General features: G+C 62.4%; 21 protein-coding genes. 15 read left to right on the forward strand and 6 right to left on the reverse strand.

The window, feature by feature from the left end; translation table 11 throughout:
- Positions 1-246: 246 nt before the first annotated feature.
- The 3 genes from BV106_RS05215 to BV106_RS05225 all read right to left on the reverse strand — a co-directional run bounded on the left by BV106_RS05215 (position 247) and on the right by BV106_RS05225 (position 3,055).
- Positions 247-1,695 carry a GAF domain-containing SpoIIE family protein phosphatase gene (locus BV106_RS05215; protein ID WP_038161530.1) on the reverse strand — a complete coding sequence of 483 codons (1,449 nt, stop codon included), beginning with the start codon at positions 1,693-1,695 and terminating at the stop codon, positions 247-249.
- 78 nt (positions 1,696-1,773) lie between these two features.
- Positions 1,774-2,307 carry an STAS domain-containing protein gene (locus tag BV106_RS05220; protein WP_038161533.1) on the reverse strand — a complete coding sequence of 178 codons (534 nt, stop codon included), beginning with the start codon at positions 2,305-2,307 and terminating at the stop codon, positions 1,774-1,776.
- Between the two features lie 250 nt (positions 2,308-2,557).
- Positions 2,558-3,055, reverse strand: a complete 498-nt coding sequence (locus tag BV106_RS05225) for a hypothetical protein (RefSeq protein ID WP_038161536.1) — start codon at positions 3,053-3,055, stop codon at positions 2,558-2,560.
- 225 nt (positions 3,056-3,280) lie between these two features.
- On the opposite strand from BV106_RS05225, the gene BV106_RS05230 reads away from it, so the two are divergent.
- The 3 genes from BV106_RS05230 (at position 3,281) to BV106_RS05240 (ending at position 8,885) form a co-directional block, all read left to right on the forward strand.
- Positions 3,281-6,052: an ATP-dependent DNA ligase gene (locus tag BV106_RS05230; protein WP_265595357.1), complete on the forward strand. Its 2,772-nt coding sequence runs from the start codon at positions 3,281-3,283 to the stop codon at positions 6,050-6,052.
- Positions 6,053-6,170: 118 nt separating this feature from the next.
- Positions 6,171-7,499 (forward strand): PQQ-dependent sugar dehydrogenase, encoded by a 1,329-nt coding sequence (locus BV106_RS05235; RefSeq protein ID WP_038161538.1) that lies wholly within the window; start codon positions 6,171-6,173, stop codon positions 7,497-7,499.
- A gap of 108 nt (positions 7,500-7,607) precedes the next feature.
- On the forward strand, positions 7,608-8,885 hold the full coding sequence (locus BV106_RS05240; RefSeq protein WP_038161540.1) for an MFS transporter: 1,278 nt from the start codon (positions 7,608-7,610) through the stop codon (positions 8,883-8,885).
- 63 nt (positions 8,886-8,948) lie between these two features.
- Here the strand turns inward: BV106_RS05240 and BV106_RS05245 are convergent, their stop codons facing one another.
- Positions 8,949-10,382 carry an FAD-dependent oxidoreductase gene (locus tag BV106_RS05245; protein ID WP_038161658.1) on the reverse strand — a complete coding sequence of 478 codons (1,434 nt, stop codon included), beginning with the start codon at positions 10,380-10,382 and terminating at the stop codon, positions 8,949-8,951.
- Positions 10,383-10,508: 126 nt separating this feature from the next.
- Here BV106_RS05245 and BV106_RS05250 point away from each other — a divergent pair, with 126 nt between their 5' ends.
- Complete coding sequence (locus BV106_RS05250) at positions 10,509-11,318, forward strand: NYN domain-containing protein (RefSeq protein WP_038161661.1); 810 nt, start codon at positions 10,509-10,511, stop codon at positions 11,316-11,318.
- 43 nt (positions 11,319-11,361) lie between these two features.
- Positions 11,362-12,384: a bile acid:sodium symporter family protein gene (locus BV106_RS05255; protein ID WP_051945137.1), complete on the forward strand. Its 1,023-nt coding sequence runs from the start codon at positions 11,362-11,364 to the stop codon at positions 12,382-12,384.
- Between the two features lie 272 nt (positions 12,385-12,656).
- On the opposite strand, the gene BV106_RS05260 is transcribed toward BV106_RS05255, so the two are convergent.
- The gene (locus tag BV106_RS05260) at positions 12,657-14,162 is read right to left on the reverse strand and encodes a hypothetical protein (protein WP_265595359.1); all 1,506 of its coding nucleotides are present in this window, start codon (positions 14,160-14,162) and stop codon (positions 12,657-12,659) included.
- A 291-nt stretch (positions 14,163-14,453) separates the two neighbouring features.
- Between BV106_RS05260 and BV106_RS05265 the strand changes: the two genes are divergently transcribed.
- Positions 14,454-15,503 (forward strand): LacI family DNA-binding transcriptional regulator, encoded by a 1,050-nt coding sequence (locus tag BV106_RS05265; RefSeq protein ID WP_038161543.1) that lies wholly within the window; start codon positions 14,454-14,456, stop codon positions 15,501-15,503.
- A 119-nt stretch (positions 15,504-15,622) separates the two neighbouring features.
- On the opposite strand, the gene BV106_RS05270 is transcribed toward BV106_RS05265, so the two are convergent.
- Positions 15,623-16,522: a sugar phosphate isomerase/epimerase family protein gene (locus BV106_RS05270; protein WP_038161670.1), complete on the reverse strand. Its 900-nt coding sequence runs from the start codon at positions 16,520-16,522 to the stop codon at positions 15,623-15,625.
- 136 nt (positions 16,523-16,658) lie between these two features.
- Here BV106_RS05270 and BV106_RS37080 point away from each other — a divergent pair, with 136 nt between their 5' ends.
- The 9 genes from BV106_RS37080 (at position 16,659) to def (ending at position 23,832) form a co-directional block, all read left to right on the forward strand.
- Complete coding sequence (locus BV106_RS37080) at positions 16,659-17,126, forward strand: MarR family transcriptional regulator (RefSeq protein ID WP_265595360.1); 468 nt, start codon at positions 16,659-16,661, stop codon at positions 17,124-17,126.
- A 78-nt stretch (positions 17,127-17,204) separates the two neighbouring features.
- Positions 17,205-18,014, forward strand: coding sequence for a type II CAAX endopeptidase family protein (locus BV106_RS35080; RefSeq protein ID WP_081891528.1), 810 nt, complete (start codon positions 17,205-17,207; stop codon positions 18,012-18,014).
- Between the two features lie 21 nt (positions 18,015-18,035).
- The gene (locus BV106_RS05285) at positions 18,036-18,629 is read left to right on the forward strand and encodes a DUF4339 domain-containing protein (RefSeq protein WP_038161549.1); all 594 of its coding nucleotides are present in this window, start codon (positions 18,036-18,038) and stop codon (positions 18,627-18,629) included.
- A gap of 1 nt (position 18,630) precedes the next feature.
- Positions 18,631-19,533: a hypothetical protein gene (locus BV106_RS05290; RefSeq protein ID WP_038161552.1), complete on the forward strand. Its 903-nt coding sequence runs from the start codon at positions 18,631-18,633 to the stop codon at positions 19,531-19,533.
- 107 nt (positions 19,534-19,640) lie between these two features.
- A complete protein-coding gene (locus tag BV106_RS05295) occupies positions 19,641-20,531 on the forward strand; it encodes a DNA glycosylase (protein ID WP_051945142.1) in 891 nt (296 codons plus the stop codon).
- Between the two features lie 84 nt (positions 20,532-20,615).
- A complete protein-coding gene (locus BV106_RS05300) occupies positions 20,616-21,890 on the forward strand; it encodes a hypothetical protein (RefSeq protein ID WP_265595361.1) in 1,275 nt (424 codons plus the stop codon).
- Positions 21,891-21,900: 10 nt separating this feature from the next.
- Positions 21,901-22,605, forward strand: a complete 705-nt coding sequence (locus BV106_RS05305) for a MotA/TolQ/ExbB proton channel family protein (protein WP_081891530.1) — start codon at positions 21,901-21,903, stop codon at positions 22,603-22,605.
- Positions 22,606-22,662: 57 nt separating this feature from the next.
- Positions 22,663-23,118, forward strand: a complete 456-nt coding sequence (locus BV106_RS05310) for a biopolymer transporter ExbD (protein WP_038161561.1) — start codon at positions 22,663-22,665, stop codon at positions 23,116-23,118.
- 135 nt (positions 23,119-23,253) lie between these two features.
- The gene (gene def / locus BV106_RS05315; RefSeq protein ID WP_038161564.1) at positions 23,254-23,832 is read left to right on the forward strand and encodes a peptide deformylase; all 579 of its coding nucleotides are present in this window, start codon (positions 23,254-23,256) and stop codon (positions 23,830-23,832) included.
- The last annotated feature ends 51 nt before the right edge of the window (positions 23,833-23,883 follow it).

Genomic DNA, 23,883 nt, shown 5'->3' on the forward strand with positions numbered 1-23,883 from the left:
CAGACCGTCCAGATCACCCGGAGACGACCGTCTTGCATGCGGTGGACGCCTCAGGGATGCGGTCACGGTTTGTAGAACTCACTTCGGAGTTCCGGTTCACCTGCCCTAGTACCCAGGGTGGCGGCTCGTGCCTCGCCTGACCCTGGGCTACTTTGTTTGACGCCCTTAGCGTCAGAAGCAGGTTCAGGCTCTACTTCAACATCCACGCACTTGTGAGCCCGAGGCATCTCACGACGGTCACATGAATCACTTCCGCGCCACGGTCACGATCGTGATGTCATCCGCCTGGGGCTCACCGCCTTTGAACCGGTTCACGGCATCACAGAGACGATCAACCACGGCTTGGGCTCCATGCGGGGCGGCTTCTGCCAGTGTTTCCTTGATGCGCTCCACCCCGAACAGGAGGCCTTTGTGATCCGTGGCCTCATCGACCCCGTCCGTATAGAGGAGCAGAATGTCTCCGCTCTCCATCGAGATGGAAACATCCCGGGTGATGCGGTCAAACACTTCTCCCTTGTCCACTCCCACGGCGAGGCCGGGTGCTTTGATCTCATCCACATCGCCCGTGGCCTTGCGCCAGACGAGCGGATTGGTATGGCCAGCCCGGGCGAAGCTTACACTCGCGCCATCCTTTTGCAGGATCAGGTAGCCCACCGTGATGAACATGTCCTCGCGGATGTCCGGGAACAGGTTCCGGTTCACGGCGGAGAGCACCGCCGTGGGGCTGAAAGCTTCGCGCGCGTTGGACCGCAGGACACTGCGGCACATGGCGGTGATGAGTGATGCCGGAATCCCCTTGCCACAGACGTCAGCGATGGCCACGCCCAAGTGCGTCTGGCTCACTGGCACATAGTCAAAGTAGTCCCCACTCACCATCCGGGCGGGAACGTTCCGCGCGGCAATGGCGAAGCCTGGCATCTCAGGCGCCTTCTCCGGAAGAAGGATGCTTTGAATCTCCCGCGCATTGCTGAGTTCCGCTTCCAGCTGTCGTTTTGCGCCCGCCTCATGGTGGGCCTGCGCATTGCCCAAGGTGAAACCCACCTGCTCAGCCAGCGCGATGAACATCTCCAGTTGGTGCTGGGAGAAAGGCTTGGTGCGATCAGAAGCGACTGCGAGCACACCCAGCGGACGACCGCCATGTCTCAGCGGTGCCATGAGCGCCGCCACATGCTGCTGAAAGGGGTTGGGCTCCCCGTCAAACTTCTCGTGATGCCGCAGATCCGGAACATTCTCCGCCTTCTGGGAAAGCACGACATTGCCCAGCGCTCCCTCACCCGGAGCGACACTGTGCAGCCGAAGATAACTGGGCAGCGTTCCCGCGTTGGTCTTGGCCTGAGTCACGATGCGCTCAGGAAGCGCGATCAGAGGTGGGCACTCCTTCGTGTAATGGCGGGGCACCAGAGAGAGTCCCTTTTCATCCAGCAAGTAGAGCGCCGCGCCCTCGGATTCCACCACCTTGACCGCCCCTTCGGCGATCTGGCGATGCAGCGTGGTATCGGGCTGCCCCTGAAGAATGGAGTCCCCCAAGATGTGCAGGACCTCGAACACCCGACGGCGTCGGGAAGCACGCTCCCGGTCGCCTTGAAGGAACTGCATCCTCAGCCGTCGCTCCCGCTGCCAGGAACGGAAGAGGGCGTAGCTCCCTGCCGCTCCAGCCAAGAAGAAGATGACAGCGGCGATCCAACCGGAACTCATGCTGGGAGGCAGGCTAGCGCAGGAACGCCGCCTGGGAAAGTAACTTTAGAAAATGTTCCCTCGGGTACGAAGGGCGGATCAGGCCACCGCCACAGCGCGGGACCGGACTTCCTTTTCAAGGAACTCGATCACGTCCTTGAACCGGCTGGCATTGGCTTCATTGGCCTTGGTAAGGGCCTCATGAGCCTCGAGCACGTGCTCGGCCTGTTCCACCTTGTCAGGTGAGGCATTTTCATTGCACTTGCCCAGCTCGTCACACACTTGCTTCCGCTCCACTTGGTGGCGGGAGCCGTCGTTGTCGACGTCGAGGATGTGATCAAGTCCGAGGCTGCTAAGCAACTGCCGGTTGCGGGCGTTGGCGTTGAGGATGCACACTTCACCATCTCCGATTTCACGGAGGTTGAGTGCGGCACCGGTAAGGGTCCCCAGAAAGGTGCTGTCCATGATGGGGCAGCGCTCCAAGTCCACAACGAAATGGCGGGTGCCTTTTTCGATCATGGTCTGGAAGCAACGCTTCACCTGCACGCTGTTCTGGAATGAGCCCTTTCCATCCACGCGCATCCAAAAGAGGTTGCCAATGTTTCCAACAAGAATGGGGGCGGGCGATGTCATGACGACGGAGAGGAGTCTGGAAGATAAAAACGACGACCTCCAACTACGAGCGTCCACGGGCTATGACAACATGCTCCACCCGTTTCAGGCGAAGGGAGACATGACATCGGAGGGTGGACACGGGCACGAGGGGGTTTAGAAGTCCAAAAAGTGTTATCGAATCTAATCTATGTTACGCGTCTGTCACGCAGTCGGGTGATAAACGCAAAAAAGCGCGTGCTCATTCCAGCACGCGCCATCAGGGGGAGCCTTACTCCCAGAGATAGGAATTGTAACTCGTCAGCACTTGGGAACCACGAACGATGCTGGCCCGCCACGCGGTAACCGGTCCGTTGCTCACATAGTCATCACCGATAAAGGAGAACTTGGTGACGTTGTTACGGCCGATCTCAGCCACATCCTGTTCCACCTTCTTGATGGTCAGGCCGGAGGCCTTCTGGCGGTACTCAAGACGCACCACCACAGGCTGGCTGCGGTCTTCCACCGTCCAGAAGATGGTGAAGTAGTCACCCTGACGGGCGATGCGCTCCGCCTGGGAGATGGCACCGTGAAGGATGGCGTCCTTCTCAAAGTTGATCGAAGGATCCGCCGCCACCACGCGGGCGTTGACGTCCTTCAAGTGATAGGGGTTTACCTTGGTAATGGTGGCCCCATTGCCCACCGACTTGGTGCTGCACGAAGCAAGAAGCAAACCGAGGCCTGCCGCAAGAATAATGCGGGAGTGGGAGATGAGGCTGGGCAAACTCATAAACGCGGGACGATAGGTAGCGCCATGGGATATGTCAACGACGTGCGAGGGAAAAGAACTTCAAAATTCAAACGTCACCAGCGCTCGTGAATCTAAGGGCTCCAACCCTCTGGGACACGGTCGATTGGCAGCGTTGAGGCAGCCTCAACTGTCTTTTTGAACATTATATCTGGCCGACCCACGAAGTTTGCGCGATGAGAGGGCACCAAGTTGTCGAACGAACTCGTGTCGCCCTCCTCTCCCAGACCCATTGCCCTGCAACACACTGGTGGCATCTACCTGCCGGAGCTGGACCTCTGGCTGGACCCTCACCGGCCGGTCGGGAGGGCGTTTGTCTCGCATGCGCACAGTGACCACTTCGCCCGTCATGAGTTCACGCTCTGCTCTCCGGTCACCCATGCCATCATCGACAAACGATACGGCGCGATTGCTGAGGGAGCCAGTCTGGTACCTGGCTATGGAGAGGCTGTGATCGAACGCGGCTACGAGCTCCGTCTGCTGCCCGCCGGCCATATTCTGGGCTCGGCCATGCTGCATGTCACCCGTCAGGAAGACGGTGCCACGCTGCTCTACACCGGAGACTTCAAGCTGCGTCACGGACGGACGGCAGAGCCTGCGGAACTCCGACCTGCCCACACCCTGATCATGGAAACCACCTTCGGCCTGCCGATGTATGCCTTCCCTCCGCAGGAGCAGGTGCTGGCAGACATCATCCAATGGGCACGGGAGACCCTGGAGGACCAGGGCATTCCCGTGCTGCTGGGCTACTCGCTCGGCAAGGCCCAAGAAGTCCTCTCCGCCTTCCATGGGGCGAGTCTGCCAGTGATGCTGCATGCATCCATCGTGAAGATGACCCAGGCTTGTGCCCCCTATTTCCCGGACTTCCCGCGGTATGAAAAGTTCGATCCGGCAACCGCAGCCGGGCATGTGCTCATCATGCCGCCCAGTGCCGCGCGCTCCCAGGCCATTCGCAAGCTACGGGTCTGCCGTACAGCCATGCTGAGCGGCTGGGCACTCACGCCCGGGGCCAAGTACCGCTATCAGGTGGATGAAGTCTTCCCCTTGAGTGATCACGCCGACTACCCGGAGCTGATTCAGACGGTGGAGCAAGTGCAGCCCCGTCAGGTGTACACCGTGCATGGGTACACCAGTGAGTTCGCCCGTGATCTGCGTGAGCGGGGATGGGAGGCCTGGTCCCTCGTGAGCGAAGACCAGCTCGAACTCACGCTTCCTGGTACTGCGACCACGACGGAGGTTGTTTCTACCAATGAGAATGCTGAAGACGCCACGGAGGCCATCGCGCCCCCTCCAGACTCCTTTGCTGCCTGGGTGCAGACCTGTGAGCGGGTCGCCGCAGATGGCTCCCGGCTGAAGAAGCGCGCCCATCTGGCGGAGTACCTGCAACAGCAGTCTGACGGAGATCTGTCGAGAGCGGTACGCTGGTTCTCCGCGATGCTGGAAGACCCCGTGCTCCAGCTTCCCCCTTTGCAAACAGGGTGGTCGGTCATTCGGCGAACCCTGCTTGAGCTGAGCGGCCTGCGGGAGGCCGAGTACCGGGTGATTTCCCGCTCTCAGGCGGACACCGGCCGGACGGCCCGTCTGGTGCTGGACCGGGCGCTGGCCGCGGGCAAGTTGTTTCCCACGTCCCACACGCCCGCCACTGAGGTCGCCGGCCTCTTCGACCGGCTCCGCAGCGCCCATGGCCCGGTGGAAAAGACAACGGTGCTCAAGGAGGGCCTGGCCAAGCTGCCTCCCCTGGAGGGCAGCTATGTGGTGCGCCTGCTGACCGGTGAACTCCGGGTGGGCTCCCGGGAAGGACTGGTGGAGGAGGCCATCGCCACCGCCTTTGACGAACAACCAGACCAGGTGAGGGAGGCGGCCATGCTCTGCGGAGATCTGGGAAGAGCGGCGGACCTGGCCGCCCGCCATGAGCTGGACTCTGCCCAGCCGGAGCTCTTCATCCCCGTGAAGGTGATGCTGGCGAGCCCAGAGGAGACCGCTGGTGACATCTGGAACCGGCTCACCGCCCCGGACGAGGCGGATGAACCGAGCCGAGCCACCGCCACCGCCCCCACCACGGTGTGGCTGGAGGACAAGTTCGACGGCATCCGGGCCCAGCTGCACCGCTCCGCCGGACGTGTGGAGATCTACTCCCGCGACCTCAAACGGATCACCGACCAGTTCCCGGAGATCGCCACGGCCGCGAGCCAGCTTGGCGATGAGGTGATGCTGGATGGCGAGATCGTGGCGTACGCCGAGGATCGCAAGCTGTCCTTCTTCGATCTCCAGAAGCGTCTGGGCCGCCGCGATCAGGGGGACCTGTTTATTTCCTCAAGCATCACCGTGCGTTATGTGGTCTTTGACCTCATCTGGCAGAACGGGGCCGGGCTCCTGCATGAACCGCTGGAGGAGAGGAGGGAGAAGCTGGAGAAGCTCGCACTCCCGCCCCTTCTGAAACGCATCGCCGTGGCAGAAGCTGCCTCTGAGACGGAGGTGGAGGCGGCCTTTCATGCCGCACGGCGCAACGGCAACGAGGGCCTCATCGCCAAAGACCGGCACAGCACCTACTCGCCCGGCAGGCGGGGCAAGTCCTGGCTGAAGCTGAAGAAGGCCTTCTCCACTCTGGACGTGGTGGTGGTGAAGGCGGAGCAGGGCCACGGCAAACGCAGCCACGTGCTGAGCGACTACACTTTCGCGGTGCGGGATGAGCACAGCGGAGCCCTCAAGGTCATCGGCAAGGCCTATTCCGGCCTCTCGGACGTGGAGATCGAGGAATTAACCGAGCACTTCACCGAGCACACCCTGAGCCAGCGCGGCAGCGTGCGCACCGTCACGCCGAACATCGTGCTGGAGATCGCCTTTGACTCCATCCAGGCCAGCCAGCGCCACGACAGCGGCCTGGCCCTGCGCTTCCCCCGCATCAAGGCCATCCGCCGCGACAAGGGGGTGGATGAGATCGACACCCTGACCTACGCACGGAAGCTGGCGGGGAAGTAGGGTCGGATGGTGGATGGTGCGCCCTGATGAAATCATCGGGGTTGGGGAAGGAGCCTCCCCGGGGTTTGTCATTGACAGAGTCTAGATATGCACAAAGGGGCATGCCTCCTTGTGCCCCATGATGTTGCGCTCCCTCTTGATTTCAAAAAGCTGCTCCCTGGCGATCTCTGCGCTGTCGGTTCTGAGCGCAACTTGGGCTTCCGGGCAGGCACCTGCTCCGGCTCCGGCTCCGAGCGCCTACACCCTGGAGGATGTGCTGCCGAGCCTGACGTTTGACCTGCCCGTGGCCGTGACGACCGCCCCCGGTGACACCGAACGACTTTATGTCATGGAGAAGTCGGGTCGGGTACAACGCATCGACGGATGGCGGGGACCAAACCCCACCAAGAAGACCTTCCTGGACCTGACACTGCCCAAGGATGGCAAGCTGCAAAACAATGCGAGTGAGTGTGGCCTGCTGGGATTCACGTTCGCCCCTGACTTTGCCAAAAGCGGTCGCTGTTTCGTTTACTATAGCCTGCGCTTCTCCCGGAAGTTGCATCAACGCCTCTCGAGATTCCAGGTCCTGCCGGGCGATCCGACCAAGGCGGACCCCGCCTCCGAGCAACCGCTGATTACCCAGGAAGATGCCGCCAACAATCACAACGGTGGAGATCTGCACTTCGGTCAAGACGGCTACCTCTATGTGAGCGTGGGAGATGGCGGCGGCGGCAACGACCAGTTCGACCAGGCCCGTTTCATTGATCGCGGTTTCCATGCAGGTCTCCTGCGCCTGGATGTGGATCAGCGCCGCGGAAACCCGCCGCCCAACCCGCACCCAGGAATCGCCCGAGCAGCGAATGGTCGGGCCTTCTACAGCGTCCCCGCCGACAATCCTTTTGTGGGCGCGACCTCTTACCATGGCAGCGCGGTGGATCCCGCGACGGTGCGGACGGAGTTCTGGGCCACGGGGCTGCGCAATCCCTGGCGGTTCTCGTTTGATGCACCGACGGGCCGCCTCTTTGTGGGGGATGTGGGCCAGAACGCCTATGAGGAAGTCAATGTGGTGACCCGCGGAGGTGACTATGGCTGGAGCTTGCGGGAGGCGCAGCACCCCTTCCCCCTTGGGCCTAGCGGGGAAACCCTCCCGCCGGACTTTCATCCCATCGATCCCGTCTTCGAGTACCCGCACAACGTGGGGCTGTCCGTCACAGGCGGGGTGGTGAGCCATGCAGCGGGCCTGCCAGAACTGGAAGGGGCCTACATTTTTGCCGACTTTGCGACCGGCATGGTCGTCGCGCTGCGGGAAGCCAGCCCGCTCTGGAAGGACGAGATGTTGATGCGCGAACCCGGCATCTCCGCCATCGGGGTCGATCCGCAAAACGGTGACCTTCTCTTCGCTAATCTGGCCCAGGGCAAGATCAAGCGCCTGACCCGGGCTCCTGCGGTGCCAGTCTCAGCGCAATGACCGTCCAGGGCGACGGATGGCCTCTAGGTGTGAAATGTGCGAATTGTGGCATTTAAGGAGGCCGTTCCAGGCGTAGTGGATAGCACGCTCATCGCAAGGTGCCTCGACATGTCCCACTCTTCATCTCCCGCCCGCCCCGTTGACTCCTCTGCCGGGGATGCCGCCTCCGTATCGCCAGCCCGTCTGGGAACCCTGGCGGCCTGGGGCAATGTGGTCCTCGCCGCCCTGCTGATGCTGGCCACGCTGCCGGGGCGCACCCAGGGGCTCGGACTGATCACGGAGCCGCTGCTCAAGGATCTGGCGCTGGACCGGGTGGCGTACGCGAACATCAACCTCTGGGCCACGCTGCTGGGCTCCGCCTTCTGCCTTCCAGCGGGCTGGCTCATTGACCGATGCGGTCTGCGCTGGACCACCGCGGCCATTCTTCTGCTCCTGGCGGGTGTGGTGTGGCAGATGAGCGTGCTGGCCGGTGGTATCACGGTCTTGTTCATCCTCGTCCTGCTGACCCGGGCCCTTGGTCAGAGCGCGTTGTCCGTCGCCAGCATCAGCACCGTGGGCAAGAGCTTTGGGCTCAAAGCGGAGTGGGCCATGGCGGTGTACTCGGTGCTGCTGAGCATCTTCTTCATCGCCGCCTTCGTCTGGGTGGGAGGCGTGGTGGAGTCCCGCGGCTGGCGGGTGGCGTGGGGTCAGTTGATTCCCGGACTGCTGGTGGCGGCAGGCGCGGTGGTGTTCCTGCTGCGCGAACCCGGCGCAGGTGGTGGCAAGACGGAGGCGGCCTCCCCTGCCGAAGGATTCACGCTGGGACAAGCGTCGCGCACCCAGACCTTCTGGGTCTTCGCCGGAGCCACGGCAATGTTCGGGTTGGTGTCGTCCGGCTTCGGTCTCTTCAATGAGTCGATCCTGGCCGAGCGGGGGTTCGATCAAAAAACCTTCCACGACACGCTCGCCATCACGACCCTGTTTGCCCTGCTGGGGCAGATGCTCTGCGGATGGCTCTCTCTGCGGAGAAGGCTGGCCCGGCTGCTGGCGGTGGCGCTGCTTCTCTATGCAGGCGGTCTGGGTGCCCTGCCCCTCATGACCACGCTGAACCAGCTCTGGGCCTTCGCCGCCATCTTTGGCGTGACGGCCGGTTTCATCACCGTCATCTTCTTTGCCATCTGGGGTCGTGCTTTCGGACGGGCCCATCTCGGTCGCATTCAGGGGGCCGCACAGATGCTCACCGTCTTTGCCTCCGCCATCGGCCCCCTTGTCTTTGCCCGGAGTCACGCCGCTGTTGGCTCCTATGGCCCGCTCCTCTTTTCTCTCGCGCCGCTGCTCCTGCTCGTCGCCGGGATCGCCTGGTTCACCCGGCTGCCAGGCGAAGCGCCAACGTCTTCTCCAGCATGAACTGGTTCCAACGGAAGCGTTGAACTCTGGCGCGCCGCATGTGTCCAGCAGAGGTCGTGAGGGCTAAGCCGCCTGACCAGCGCGGATCTTCTCCAGCAGCGACGAGGCTTCCTTCCAGTCCACGTTGTGGGGGAGAACCTTTGTCCGGGCGGCGAGGGCGGCCACCACGCCTGCAGCCTCGCCCATGGCCACGGAGTTGCCCGTGACCCGGTAGCTGGCGTGGGCGATGAAATCACCACTGATGCAGCGACCCGCCATCATGAGACCGTCCACATCCTTGGCAATGAGCGCCCGCAAGGGGATGTCATACGGCGTGGTTTTGACCCCGGCACTGTGATAGGCGGCTTTTTCATTGGCCTCCTTGCTCACCGCGTGGATGTCCACATTGAAGGACGCCCGCATGACGCCGTCCTCCTGTTTCCGGCCCTCGATGAGATCTTCCTTGGTCAGGACATAGCGCCCGGTGATGCGCCGACCATCGCGCACCCCGATCTGCTCGGCGGTGGCGACGAGTTGCAACCCATCCCAGGGGCCGCCCAGCTTGCGCAACCCACGCACCACCCGGTGAATCTCCGCCCGTGCCCGGAAGGTGGCCTCTGTCACAGCCGCCGCGTCATACGCCAGGATGCCGTACTCGTGATTGATCATCAGATTGAAGAGCCGGTCCCTCACCTGAAAGAGCGAGGGCGTGCCGTAAGTGGCTTTCAAGCCAGCCTGGGCGAGGGCCTCACGGAAATTCGCCACCGGCTCCTTCCTCCAGGAGGCCTGCCCGCCGAAGTGGGAGGCAAAGGGGCGCATGGCCTGCGGATCCACGGCCATGACCATGGCCATCATCGTCAGCGGCTGGCAGGGGCACTGCTTGCTCTCGCCCACTTCCCAGGAGCATCCGGCGAGGGCCCCCAGATCGCCATCCCCAGTGGTGTCGATGAAGACCCGGGCTCGCCACGCCTGGCGGCCGGCCTTGGACTCCGTGATCACGGTGGTGACCCGGTTGTCCCCGTCCTTCTGCGCAGCCACCACGCGGGTGAAGAGCTGCACCTTGACGCCGGCGGTGAGGCACAGTTCCTCCAGCAGGAGTTTCATCTCCTCCGGATCATAGAAATAACTTGAGGCGTTGTTGGGCAGGTGGGAGCCGCGCTCAGCCAGGCGGGTCACGAGTTCGCGATTGAACCCCGGTTTGTCCGCATCCAGCACATAGCTGAGCAGCCCTGCGGTCCAGACTCCCCCCAGACACCCGTGCACCTCCAACAGCCGCACCCGGGCTCCAGCACGGGCGGCGGTAAGGGCGGCAGTGACCCCGGCAGGCCCGCCCCCACAGACAATCACATCCACGTCATCCACCAGCGGAACGGTCCGCCCCGTTTCCTGCACCAGGCCTGCAGCAGGCTGAGGCGCAGGGGATTCTGCCGCGCCTACCACGCCGGTGACCGCAGCCGCGACGGTGCCCAAGGCGCCGCGCAGCAGCGAGCGGCGGTTCACGTCTCCGGCTGGATGCATGGAAGAGGAAGAATCGGTCATGCGGACCCTACGCGCCTGCCTGCGGACTTCTCGCAAGGACCTCCCCCAGTCCGATTCCCCCTGCATCCCGTCTAATCCTGTGTTAACCTGATGAAACACATCCTCATGAGCCCTTCAAACAACAACGCCACGATGGCGGTTTACCTCGATCTCGAGAACATCGTCCTCGGCGCCCAGGAGGCGCGTTACCCCAAGGTGGACATCCAGAAAATCATGGAGCGTCTCCTGCTGAAGGGCCACATCGTGACCAAAAAAGCCTACTGCGACTGGGAGCGGTACAAGGATTTCAAACGGCCCCTGCATGAGGCCGCCTACGAGCTCATCGAGATCCCACACGTGCGCCAGTCCGGCAAAAACTCCGCCGACATCCGCATGGTGGTGGACGCGCTCGACCTCTGCTACACCAAGGGGCATGTGGACACCTTCGTGATCATCAGCGGTGACTCCGACTTCTCCCCGCTGGTGAGCAAGCTGCGGGAAAATGCCAAAACCGTGATCGGCATGGGGGTGAAGAACTCCACCTCGAACCTCTTCATCACGAACTGCGACGAGTTCATCTACTATGATGACCTGGTGCGCAAAGAGCAGAGTCGTGTCTCCCGCAGCACGAAAGACAAGGACGCGAAGGATCCCGCCAAAGAGAAGGCCCCGGTGGTCAAGAAGCTGGATCCCGCCGATGCGATCCGCCGGGTGGCTGAGACCCTGGAAGCCCTGACTGAGGACCGGGACGCCGACGATCCGGTCTGGGGATCGATGATCAAACAGGCTTTGAAACGCCGCGATCCGGGCTTCAACGAGCGGGCGTTCGGGTTCAAATCATTCAATGCCTTGCTCGAAGACGGACAAAAGCGCGGGGTGCTTACGCTGGAGGCGCATGAGAAATCAGGGGGTTACCTGGTGAAAGCAAAGGGTTGAACCCCGGGGGCCGGGCCTTCAGATTGCCCGTCCCCGCCCGCCCATGTCCCACGACGCCGCATCCCCGTCCCCGCCGCCAAAGCCCACGATCGCCTGGTGGCGCACGCATGGCTTCCTGCTGGGCCTGGGAGTGGCCGTCTTGCTGGGATTCATCCTTCCTACCCCGGGGGCCCGGGGCGGCGTGCTGCATGCCGAGCTGGTGACCAACTTTGGCATCGCCCTGATTCTCTTTCTACAGGGCCTTTCCCTGGCGCTGGAGCAGATCCGCAGCGGAGCAGCCAACTGGCGGCTCCACCTGGTCATTCAGGGATTCACGTTCGTAGTGTTCCCCATTGTCGGCGTGTTGATGAACTGGGCCAGCCCCTGGTTCTGGCCAGACTGCCCACCGGCCATCCGAGATGGTTTCCTCTATCTCTGCGTCCTGCCTTCCACCATCTCCTCATCCGTGGTGCTTACGGCCGTCGCGGGAGGAAACACGCCGGGGGCTTTGTTCAATGCGGCCTTCTCCAACATTCTGGGCGTGATGGTGACCCCGGTGCTGGTGCATTTCCTCATGCAGAAGACGGGTCAGTCAGCGCCCTTCCTGCCGCTGCTGATGAAGATCATGCTGCTGACGCTGCTGCCCTTCGGCCTGGGCATGGCGCTTCGCCCGTTCCTAAAAAGATGGGTGGACGCGCACAAGGTGTGGGTGGCGCGCATCAGCAACTTTGTGATCCTGTTCATCGTCTATGCCGCGTTCTGTGACTCTGTGGTGGATCGCGTCTGGGAACGCCACGGCTGGGGCCTGACGGTGGGCGCGTGTCTGGAGACGACAGCCCTGTTCACGATCGTATCGATATTGACCTGGATGAGCTGCAAAGCCCTCCGTCTCACGCGCCCCGACCTGATCGCCGCCTACTTCTGCTCCGTGAAGAAGACCCTCGCGATGGGGGTGCCGCTGGCGATTCTGATCTTCGGCGAGCGCGACGATCTGCCGCTGATTCTGCTGCCGGTCATGCTGTACCATCCGCTGCAGTTGCTGGCCAACGGCGTGCTGGCGAGCTATTGGGCGAAGGAGGCAGCGTAGGAACCGGCGGTCCGGCGTCCCTCCGGGACGCAGGGTAATTCCATGAACCGCAACCGGTGGTTGGCACCACCGGCTAATGTCCATGGTCCTTCCAGGACCCAAATTCCCTCCTTTGGGAGGAAAATGAGCCCGGCCACGCCCGGCGTCTTTGTCCCGGAGGGACGGCGGAATGTAGCCGGTGGTGAAGGCCTGTAATCAGGCCGGGAACCACCGGATCAACGTCTCCCCAACCGTTGCGTCCCGGAGGGACGCCGGAACGGGCGCATTCCCCCTCACAACCCCTTCAACACCTGCAATGCCTTTTCCTCGAACTTCTGCTGCCACTCGGGGGCCACGAGAACATCGCAATCCTCCTGCGCATACCCGGGATTGTTTCGCTGCTCCGCGGTGGCGGCATAGTAGATGTAGCCGTTCGTGTACCCTGCCACAAACGCCCTCGAATCCCCGGCCGCCTTCTTGATGTTGAGCCCGACCTCCACGGTCAGCTCCCCTGGAAACGTGACGAGCTTGAAATCCCCCACCCTGAGCCCGGCCACCTCCACGTCCAGCGTCGGTGAACCCGCCGCCTGGTTCTGGGCCAGGTGTTTCTTCAAGAGCGCCAGATTGGCAGAAAGCCGCGTGAGCTGCTCCATGATCTGGATGTTGGCGAGATACGCCTCGACCTGAGCCTTGTTGTCGGCATCCAGCCTCTCAAGATCCGTCCGCCCCTGTGCACGGTCATGGAAATAACTCTGTGAATAGTGTGAAGGAAACTCCGGCGAGAGCTTCTGCCCGATGAGCAGCGGCACGAACGTCTTGAAGTTGATGTTGGTGGGCTTCAACGAACGCAGCAACGTGGCCTGGAGAGCCTCGATCCGGGCGATGCGTTGTTCAAAATCCGCGCCCCGGGGTAGCGAGAGGGTCTGGTTGCCCACCTTGAGAACACCGTCGGCCGCAGGTTGGATCTCCCGAAGCGCCTCGACCACGCTGCCCCCCAGCATCGTGCCCAAGGGTGCGGCATCCGGCGGACGGTTGATTTCCTTGTACCGAACCGGATTGATGTCGCCACCGCAGCCCTGCACAAAGAACGCCAGCGCCCCGCTCCCCAGGCTGTCCTCGATCACCTTGGAAGCAAAAGCCGGATAGTCCGCCGAGTTGCCCTTGCCGGGCGGGTTCATGATGGGGTGGCAGGCGAAGTTATAGAGCACCGCCAGCGGCTTCCCATCCAGGCGGTCAAGACGCAGCAGGCCGATCTGGGGATCGATAGGTCCCACACCGGCCACGTGTTCATCCCGCGGCATCGAATACGCACGGCGCATGTCCACCGTGGTGCCGTCCTTCAGTTTCAAACGCCGGTTCTCGCTGACCCGATCTTCGTGGCCGGATCCGGCACCCGCCAGCACTGGCACCAGCTTGGCGTAGGCCTCCTTTACAGCTTGCACCACCAGCTGAGCCGTGTCTGCACGGACGATCCCGTGGCAATGGCTGGCGTTGACGAGCACGCCTTCCGGCGCAATGCCCAGCTCCTTCTGCAGCTGACCCCGCACAGTTCCCAAAAAGCCATTTCCAATCCGGCCGATCTCCCCGATCGCGACCGCATCCACCGTGATCAACACGGCTGTGGTGCCGCCGTTCTTCAACACCAGCGCCTTGGCGTAGAGGGGGTCGTTGACCGGGCCAGCATTGACGTCGGTGATGTCCACCTTGGCGACGCCTGCTCTGAGGTCTGATGCCAAAAGGGGACGAGTACCCAGCAGAAGGAACGCACCAATCAAGACCGCGGTGGAGAGAGAAGGCATCACGCCGAATCTACGTCCCGCGGGTGGAGATCACTCATCGAACCGGGGAAGTGATGGCAAAACCACCGGAAACCGTCATGGAAGTACCTGGCCCCGCTGCGCAGGAGACACAAGACTTGAGCTCACGCACAGAAGTACGCGCACAGCGAAGCGGTCAGTAAATGGAGGAAGGGACATTCTTGTCCCGGTCCGTGACAAGCGTCCCATGACATCGCTCCCCACCGCACACTCCCACCACCTCGTGGCATCCCTCCTGCTGACTCGGTCTGTCATCCCCATCAGGCCGCCACGATGCTCGACGCCCGGATACGCATGGAAGATGTCGCCCGGGCGGCCGGCGTGTCTGTCGCCACCGTCTCCCGGGCGCTGAAGGATGACAGCCGCATTTCCCCGGCCGTGCGGGAGGGCGTGAAGGCCGTGGCGGTACGGCTGGGCTATGTGCCCAATCCACTGGTGCAGAGCCTCATGAGCCAGCGACGCACTGGCCGGGAGGGACAGGCGGCGGAGACCATCGCACTGGTGACGAATTATCCCCATGATGCCTGGCCGCAGAAGGACGTGTGCCGCTGGTATTTCAAGGGGATCGAAGAACGCGCCCTCCAGCTCGGCTACCGGGTGGAAGTGTTTTCCCTGGAGGCGCTGCATCATGATCCCGACCGGCTGGGCCGGGTGCTGCGGGCGCGGGGCATTCGTGCTGCGCTGCTGGGCTTCTCCCGGGATGAGGAGCACCCGGTGATGCTGGATGTGAGCGGCCTCACCGTGGTGGGCCTGAGCACTTATTTCCGCGATCTGCCGGTGGACCGGGTGCACCTGAACGGGTTCTACAACATCAAGCTGGCCTGCCGGCATCTCCGCAGCCTGGGCTACCGCCGGCCGGGACTGGTGGTGCCGGTGGCAAACAACCAGATCGTGGGCGGGCAGTGGTCCGCCGCGGCGCTGGATGAACAGTGGCAGCGGCCGGCAGCGGAGCGTTGCCCGCCCTTCCTCGTGGAAGGGCCGAACGTCAACATGCAGGCCTTTCGCAACTGGTTCGAGGAACATCAACCGGACGCCCTTATCGCCTACAAGGTGCCCGTGGTGGAGCTGCTGGACCGCCTGCGGTTACGCGTTCCCCAGGACGTGGGGGTGGCCGCCCTCTATGGCACCGAGCAGGACCGCCGCAACATGGCGGGGATCGACGGCAACCTGGAACAGGTGGGCGCCGCGGCCGTGGACCTGCTGGTGCAGAAGCTGCAGGTCAACGAACGTGGCCTGCCCGGCCAGCTGCGCGAGGTGTTGATCGCGGGAAGCTGGCAGGACGGGCCCAGTGTAGACAGGATTAACAAGATTCTGAAAGATTAACAGGATGGAATGCAAAGGATGCCATTACCTCGAACCCATTGAAGTTTGGATTTTGAAGTTTGAACTTTTGTATTCCTCTGTGCTCCCTGTGCCTCTGTGGTTAATCCTCACACACTCCCTTAGACATCACAGATCCCTACCGCCTGGCGCAGTGAGCCCAGCGCATCCGGACGGGCGGGAATGAACTCCTGGGCCACGTGGCCTTTGTAGCCGGTGTCCACGATGGCCTTCATGATGGCGGGATAATAGAGCTCCTGCGTCTCATCGATCTCATGGCGTCCGGGCACACCGCCGGTGTGATAGTGGGCGAAGTACTTGTTGTCCCGCTTGATGGTGGCGATGACGTCCCCTTCCATGATCTGCATGTGGTAGATGTCATAGAGCAGCTTGAAGTTGTCTGAACCCGTGCGTTTGCACAGCTCCACACCCCAGGCGCTCTTGTCACACATGTAGTCCTTGTGGTTCACCTTGCTGTTGAGCAGCTCCATCACCAGGGTGATGCCGTGTTTCTCGGCAATGGGCAGCACCTTTTTCAGGCCTTCTGCGCAGTTTTTGAGACCCGTTTCCTCATCCATGCCGCGGCGGTTCCCGGAGAAACAGATGACATGTTTCGCCCCGAACTCGGCGCTGGCCTTGATGTGGGGTTCATAGATCTGCACGAGCAGGTCGTGGTACTCCGGGTTGTTGAAGGCATGCTCGATGCTGCCCACCTTCACGTCGCCCGGCCCCTTGATGGAAGGGAAGCTGATCATGGCGCTCGTCAGGCCGTGCGCCTTGAGCGCGGGGAAATCCGCCGGATCCACCAGGTCGATGGAGGTCAGGCCCATCTCCTTGCCCGCGCGGCAGAGCTCGTCCAGGGGCACCTTGGGGTAGCACCACTTGCAGGCGGAGTGGTTGATCCGGCCCTTCAGCCCGGTGGCCTGGTCGGCGGCTTCGAGGCGGTGCTGGAGGGAGGCGGCAACGGTGGCAAAGGTGCCTGCCTCCAGAAAACGGCGACGTGAGAAAGAAGATTGCGACATGCCAATCATGCTACGTGGCCCTTCCGAGTTTGCCAAGTTTTGCCCAATTCTCGCACCGCTGTCGAAAATTATCCAAAGCCGCCCGGGTGGTCAGCTCCGATCTGTTGTCATAGGCAACTATCCCTTTCGCAATATCATGGACTCCTCGCCCCAGGACTGTGCGGCAGACCTCCTCGAAGTCGTTCCCCTTATCATGAGGGGTGTTCGAGCTGAGGTCCGTCGCGACCGAACCCCCGAACTGTCGATGCCCCAGTTTCGGGCCTTGTCCTTCGTGGGTCGACACGAAGGCAGCACCCTTACTGAAGTGTCGCAGTTTCTCGGTCTGACACTACCCACCGCCTCCAAGATGATGGACGGCCTGGTGGACTCCGGTTATGTGCAACGCGCTCCGGACCGCCGTGACCGGCGAAAGATCAAACTGCACCTGAGCACCGAGGGTCAACAGATTCACGAGGCCATTCTGCAACAAGCGCGGGAGTTCCTCTCCAGCCGTCTCCAGCACCTCGATCCCAACGTCCTGACCGACATCCGCACCGCACTGCGGGTGCTCCGCACGGTTTTCGAGCCCCTCTCCGTGCCTGGTGAAGCGGTCGGCGCGGCTTAAAGCTCCCTGTGAGGAAGGCCGGTTTCGGCATGGGATTGCTGATTGATCCGGCTCCGCCTCGCCGTTAGGGTCCGGCGCATGCTCGTGCCCCATGGCCACACTCCCCGACGCTGCCAGTATTGTGGGCAGGCGCTGCACCCGGGCTTCTACTTCTGCACGGCATGTGCCATGCCCCATGCGGATGTGGAAGAGGTGCTGCCCGAGGTCCGTCCGGCCCAGTGGGACGATGAAACTCGGGTGCGGAAGCTGGCGCCGGAGGTGTGGCGGTTGTTCCTCACCTACGTCGGCGCGCTGTTGGCGGCCACCGTCCTGGGTTTTGCCATCCACCCCGCCGATGACGGGGGCGTACCGGGACTGATCATCGGCGTGCTGTCGGTCGCGGTTGTTTCCACGGTCTTCGGCTGGCTTCATCGCGACGTCCTCCGTCCCCAGTTCGCCGGCCTGGGGCTCCTCTCTCCGACCATGATCAAAGGGCTGCTGGGGCTGGCCGCCATGCTGCTGGTCAATCTGCTGTGGCATGGCGCCCTCTGGAATCTCGCCTCGGAGGAGATGCGCAAAGACTCGCTGAAGGATGTGACCAGCCTGGTGCCAACCACCGCCGCCCGGGTCTTCCTTATCTGCGTGATGCCAGCCTTCTTTGAAGAGATCGGCTTCCGGGGACTGGTGCAGACGTGGTTGATGCGGGTGATCGCCCCTTGGAAGGCCGTAGTTGTTTCGGCGGTCCTCTTCAGCGCCATTCACTTTTCGGTACTGAGCTCGCCCTATCTGTTTTTGGTCGGAGCCTTGCTGGCCTGGACCCGGTGGAAAAGTGGTCTTCTTTTTCCAGGGATTCTCCTGCATTTCTTGCACAACCTCGCCGTGCTGTGGTATGGGGGACTGCTCCGATAACCATTCCATCAAACAAACCCTATGGACGGCGAGGCAATCATCTTTGGACTTGTGATTCGATGCATCTTTGGCGGCATCTGCGCAGCTATCGCAAGTTCCAAGGGGCGAAACCCTGTAGGGTGGTTCTTTATTGGTTTCTTTATCGCCTGCATCGGTCTGGTGATCGTGCTCTGCCTCCCCAACCTCCACGAGCAGCAGGAAGCCTCGCGGATTCAGGAGGACATGAACCGGCGGCTTCGGGAGCAACTCCGTCAGGAGCAGATGAAAGTGGACGCTCTGCGGGCGCACACCGCCGCCCGGCTGGATGCTCATGATGCTGCCCTGAAGATGGATACCCGCGCCACGGCTCCAGCACTGCTGGCATCGTCCCCACCCCGCCCCAGCTTGGGAGGCCCGCCTCAATATCGTCCCACCGCATTGGAGAACAACCGGCCCGTCTGGTTCTATCTGGACCAGAGCTCCTCCCAGCAGGGCCCGGTGACGCTGGCCCGGATCAAGGAGGAAGCTTCCATTGGAGCGGTTCATCAGGAGACCCTGGTCTGGCGGGAAGGCATGCCCGACTGGGCGCCCGCCCAGCAGACCCCTGAGTTGCAACCGCTCTTCCAAGTCTCCTGATATGGCAGTGAGCGGCACCTACACTCTCGACGGTCTGCTCCAGGGTCCCAACCCTGGAGATGAGGCAGTGGAACACTGGGTCCAGCAGGCGGCCAAGTCCGGCCTGGACTTCAGCCTGGAACTGGATGGCGGGCAGTTCTCCCTGCTGGCCAGCAATGCGGAAAAGAAGTCATCCCGCCTCGTGGGGGGCGATCTTCAATCCGTGATGACCGCCGCGCTGGAGGCGTTCTCAGCCCTCTATGGTGGCTCGCCCGCCCCCCTCTACTCCACTCTCAGATCGCGAGAGATGCGCGGCGGGGCAGAAATCCAGACCCTTTATTTCATCCAGCCCGACGGCAAGGTTTCGGTGCAGTCACGAAAAATCGGCACGGAAGCCCCCCCTCCTCCACCGGGAGCGGCGGCGGCCAAACCCCGGCGTCACCTCCTGCTGCAAAGCTGTGGTCTCCTGGTGCTGCTGACCCTGCTCGGGATCGTTTCCCTTTTTCTGGTGGACTGGAAGGAGCTCTTTCATCGCACCAAGATGATCGTGCAGCCTTCCCAGGGGGTGGAGCTGGTATCCACCGCCACGGCGGACTACGTCAGCGTCAGCATCAAGTCTGTGAAGCAAATGGACGGCTACGTGGAGTTGGAGATCAAACGGGGACCCCGCTGGGCGGAAGCTCGGGCTCTCGACCTCAACGAGCCCATTCCCCATGGCGGAACTGCGATCCCGTGGCGGGACTTCCTGGCCCTCCAGGCCGTGAAACGCGGTTATATGTACTGCTGTTTCTACGACGAGCGCGGCGTGTACACCGGTGAATCCATGATCCCCCTGGACCAGCTCAACACCCAGGAGTCCTTCCTGGGCCAGACCGCCATTCCCCGCACCCGCGCCATGTTGAAGAAGCTCGTGGTGAAACCGTGAGGGGATTCGCTGAGACTGCCTGGAGTGCGAGATTTTAGGGGTTCCTTCGTTTGCTTGTGAACCCTCGTATCAAAGGGCTGTCCGATATCCACCGAACTTCCCCCGCCTTGCCCAAGCCTACCGCCTCCTCATCCTTCACCCTCTTTCCCGTCACTCATTTCGACCTCGCCGCCACGTTGAACAGCGGGCAGGTGTTCCACTGGCATGAGCAGGATGGGGTCTTCTTGGGATTGATCGGTGGGGAACTGGTCAGGGTCTCTCAACCAGAGCCGGGAATGCTGCAGATTTCCCCTGGGCACGAGGAACTGGTCAGCCGCTACCTGGCGCTGGATCATGATCTGGCGAAGATGCAGCGCACGCTGCCCAAGCGAGATGCCCACCTCAAGCGGGCGCTCAAGTACTCGCCCGGTCTGCGGATCCTGCGTCAGCCGAGATGGGAGTGCCTCGCGACTTTCATCACCTCATCCCTGAAACAGGTGGCCCACATCCGCCAGATCTCCCTGACGCTGCGGGAGCGTTTTGGGCACCCTGTGGCCACGGTAAACGGGGTGGTCCTGCACGCCTACCCCACCCCAGAAGCGCTCGCACAGGCGGGTGAAGCGGCCCTGCGTGCCTGCGGATTGGGGTACCGGGCGAAGTTTCTGCATCAGACGGCCTCCCGCATCGCCGAAGGAAACTTTGACCTGGAAGCGCCAGCCGCACTGGACGACGAGGCCGCGTGCGAGCTCCTCTGCACCCTGCCTGGGGTGGGGCCCAAGATCGCACAATGCACCCTGCTTTTCGCCTACGAGCGGCTGGGCGTCTTCCCCATCGACGTGTGGATCGAGCGCGCTCTGAGGGAGTTGTACTTCGCCGGAGCGGCGGAAAATGTGTCCGCGCGGGAACTCCGGGAATTTGCCGTGACGCACTTCGGACCCTTTCGGGGCTACGCCCAACAGTGGCTTTTCCACCATGCGCGTACGAGCGGGACGTTTTCGCGGTTGCGTAAAGTGGTTTGATTCTTGCAGAAGCGCTGTCAATAATCTGTCGTGGTCTACCAGGAAACCAAAGCCGTCAGGATTGGCATTGTCGGTTCGCTGACGATGCATCTCCTGCTATTTCTTTTTGCGGCGCTATGGCTGAGCATGGCACCCGCCCGTGAAGCACCGTCGGCAAACCATGCCCAGACGCCGGTGGAGGAGGAGACGCTGATTTTTCCGGATGATGTCCCAACGGAGATCGCAGCGGAGCCTGAACCTGAACCTGAGCCCACCCCTGAGCTGGAAAAAACGCCGCTCCAGACGAAGCCCAAGGAACAGTACGTGCGGACCACGCAGAACGCGGAGAGCCCCGAGGCCCCGAAGAATGCCGCCTTCGTCTCCGACCGCAATACTGTCGCCAGCTCCAAACTGCTCCCGGAAAAAAACGGGGAGCCTGGCCGCCCCACGACAAGAGGCTCAGATGAGCCCACGCAGGAACTGGCCAACCGGGAGTACAAAGACGGCGAAATCAAGAACGATGCCAGTTCCCCCTCCATGAGCGGGATCCCCACCCTGCCTCCGGTGACACTTGTCCCTCCGCCAACGCCCAAGGCCCCTGCCCCGGTCGTGGCGGCAGCCACCCCGCCTCCAGTACCGGTCCAGGCCGTGCCTGAGGTGAAGCCGGCACCCGCGCCCGCCCCTGCGCCACCGGCCCGCCAGGAACCGCCCATGACCTCTCCCACGCTGGATGAGCCCAAGCTTTCCCTGCCAGACCTCGCCATGAAGGTGGAGTCCCGCTCCGAGCAGATGGTGCGTGAGCTGGAGGCCCAGCTTCGCAAAGCGGATGCTGTGGACACCCCGCCAGCCACGCCCCGCACTCCCACTACCGCCTTGGAAATGCGTACACCGCTGGACGGCGCCCAGCCGGGTATCCCCCAGCCTCCCCTCCCGCAAGGCGGGACCCAGAGTGATCGCTCCCCGCTGGTCCCACCGGTGCCCAAGTCCCAGCAGAGTGCCTTCACCCCCCATACCCGCACTAGCGAGACCAAGGGCACCATCAGCAACATCGGCTCAGAAGACTCCGTGGCTGCCGCCGTCACTCCCGTGGGCCGCTACATGCGCCAGGTGACCAGCGCCGTGGAAAAGAAGTGGCACTACTATCGCAGCCGTGAGTCCGACGCAGTGGAGCCCGGCCGCCTCAGCCTGAAGTTCTACGTGAACAAATATGGCAAGGTGGAAGACTTGAAATTCACCATGAAAGATGCCAATCCCTTGATGGAAGACTTCACCATCGAGGCCATCCTCAAGGCTGAGATTCCCCCCATTCCCTTGGACCTGGTTCCCATCCTGGACAAAGAGCGCCTGGAGATCAACTACGACATCGTCATCCATCCCTAATCACCTGCCCATGTTCGAACCTGTCTGCCTCGCCGTCCTCAATAATGGATTAACGCATATCTGGAACTTCCTCGTGGGAGGAGGGCAGGTCATGATCCTGATCGTGCTCTGCTCGATCATCTCCGCGACGGTGATCATCATGAAGGCACTCCAGCTCCGGGACAGCATCCTGTTCCCCGCGCACATTGAGGAGGAGATCCGCAAGATCGAGCGCTATGCCACCACTGGGGACATCACCCCGCTCCAGAACATGCTGGAGGAAGATGGCAGCGTGGCCGCCCAGCTCGGCATCATCGCCATTTCCGGCAAGCACGAAACGCGTGAGGAAAACAACGAGGCGTGCGAAACCGCCGCTCACGTGATCCTGCACAGACTGGAAACGGGTGTGCCGCTCCTGGAGGTCATCGTCACCGTCTCCCCGCTGCTCGGCCTTCTGGGCGCGGTGGTGGGTCTTGTGACCGTCTTCTCCACCTTCGGCACCGGCGGAGCCGTGCCGGATGCGGACAGCCAGCAGGTGGCCAAGGGGATTGCCGAGGCGCTCCACAGCACCATCGCCGGCCTCTTGGTGGCCATCCCGACCGTTATTGCCCACGGCTACTTCAGCCGCAAGCTGGACGCCATCTCGGTGCGTATGGAGCTCATCCTCCGCCGCGCCATTCACGACTTCCACCGCCACTTCGAAGTGCGTCGCTCCCCGCTGGCTGGCCGCTATTGAGCCCTTCGCCCTCCCTGCAGAGAAAGAGATGAGAAGCGCTGAAGCCGCCCTGCCCGCATGAACATCCGCCGCAAAAAACGCACCACGCCCCAGATCCCCATCGTGGCTCTGGTAGACATCCTTGTGATCGTGCTGCTCTTCATCGTGGCGACCACGACGTTCCGTCAGCAGAAGACGCAGATGAAGATCAACCTCCCCACCTCCAAGGCGCTGGGAGTCAACTCCCCGTCGAACGAGAAGCGGACCACTCTGGCCATCACGCCGGAGCGCAAGATCCTGCTTGATGGCACCGAGGTTACCGCTGACAAGCTCGCCGAAGCGCTCGCCGCCTTCCGTGAGCGGGATCCGAAAGCGAAGTTGGAACTTCAGGCCGACAAGGAAACTCCGCTTGGACTCCTCGTCCGAGTGTGGGATTCTCTGAAATCGGCTGGCATTCCGATCAACGACGTGCCGGCCCGCATCCAGCGTGGCATGGTCGCTCCCGCAGCCTCCGCCGCCGCCACGGCCCCGTAATTCAGTTCACTTCAGACCTGACACCCCGCTTTGGCGGGGTCCAGCTCCTGATTTTTGCCTGCGGATCGCCCTTCCGGCGGTCCGCAAGCGTTTCCAAAATAGACCCCAGTCAAATCTTCATACCCGTCATCATTCATGATCCTGCCCATTGTCATCTACGGCGACCCCGTTCTTCGCGTGAAGTGCAAGCCCATCACCGAAGTAACTGAGGAAATCCGGAAGCTGTCGCAGGACATGATTGAGACCATGCACAACGCCCGCGGCGTGGGCCTGGCTGCACCGCAGGTGGGGATTGCCCTGCAACTCGCCGTGATCGAAGTGCCGCCGGACGATGAGTCCGTGACTTATGTCCGTATCAACGGTGAAGACACCCCGCTGGCCGAGGCCATGCCCCTGATCTTCCTCAATCCCAAACTCGACCACGGCAAAGAAAAGGCCATGGGCGAAGAGGGTTGCCTGAGCATGCCCGATCTGCGCAGCGAAGTCCGCCGCTCCGCCGGGGTGAAGGTGGAATACCAGACGCTCGACGGGGAGACCCGGACCATCGAGGCCGACGGCCTGCTCGCCCGTGCCCTGCAACACGAGATCGACCACCTCAACGGCATCCTCTTCATCGACCGCCTCTCCGCCGCCGCCAAGCTGGGTGTGCGCCGCAAGCTCAAGCGCCTCATGCTGGAATGGGAAGAAGATGGTCTGATCCCGTCGAAGCGATAGTTCGATGATTCAGTAATACGGTAGGACCGTAAACCAGGGGGTCCGGGAGGG

It is taken from the genome of Verrucomicrobium sp. BvORR106, assembly GCF_000739655.1.
Taxonomy (GTDB): Bacteria; Verrucomicrobiota; Verrucomicrobiia; order Verrucomicrobiales; family Verrucomicrobiaceae; genus Verrucomicrobium.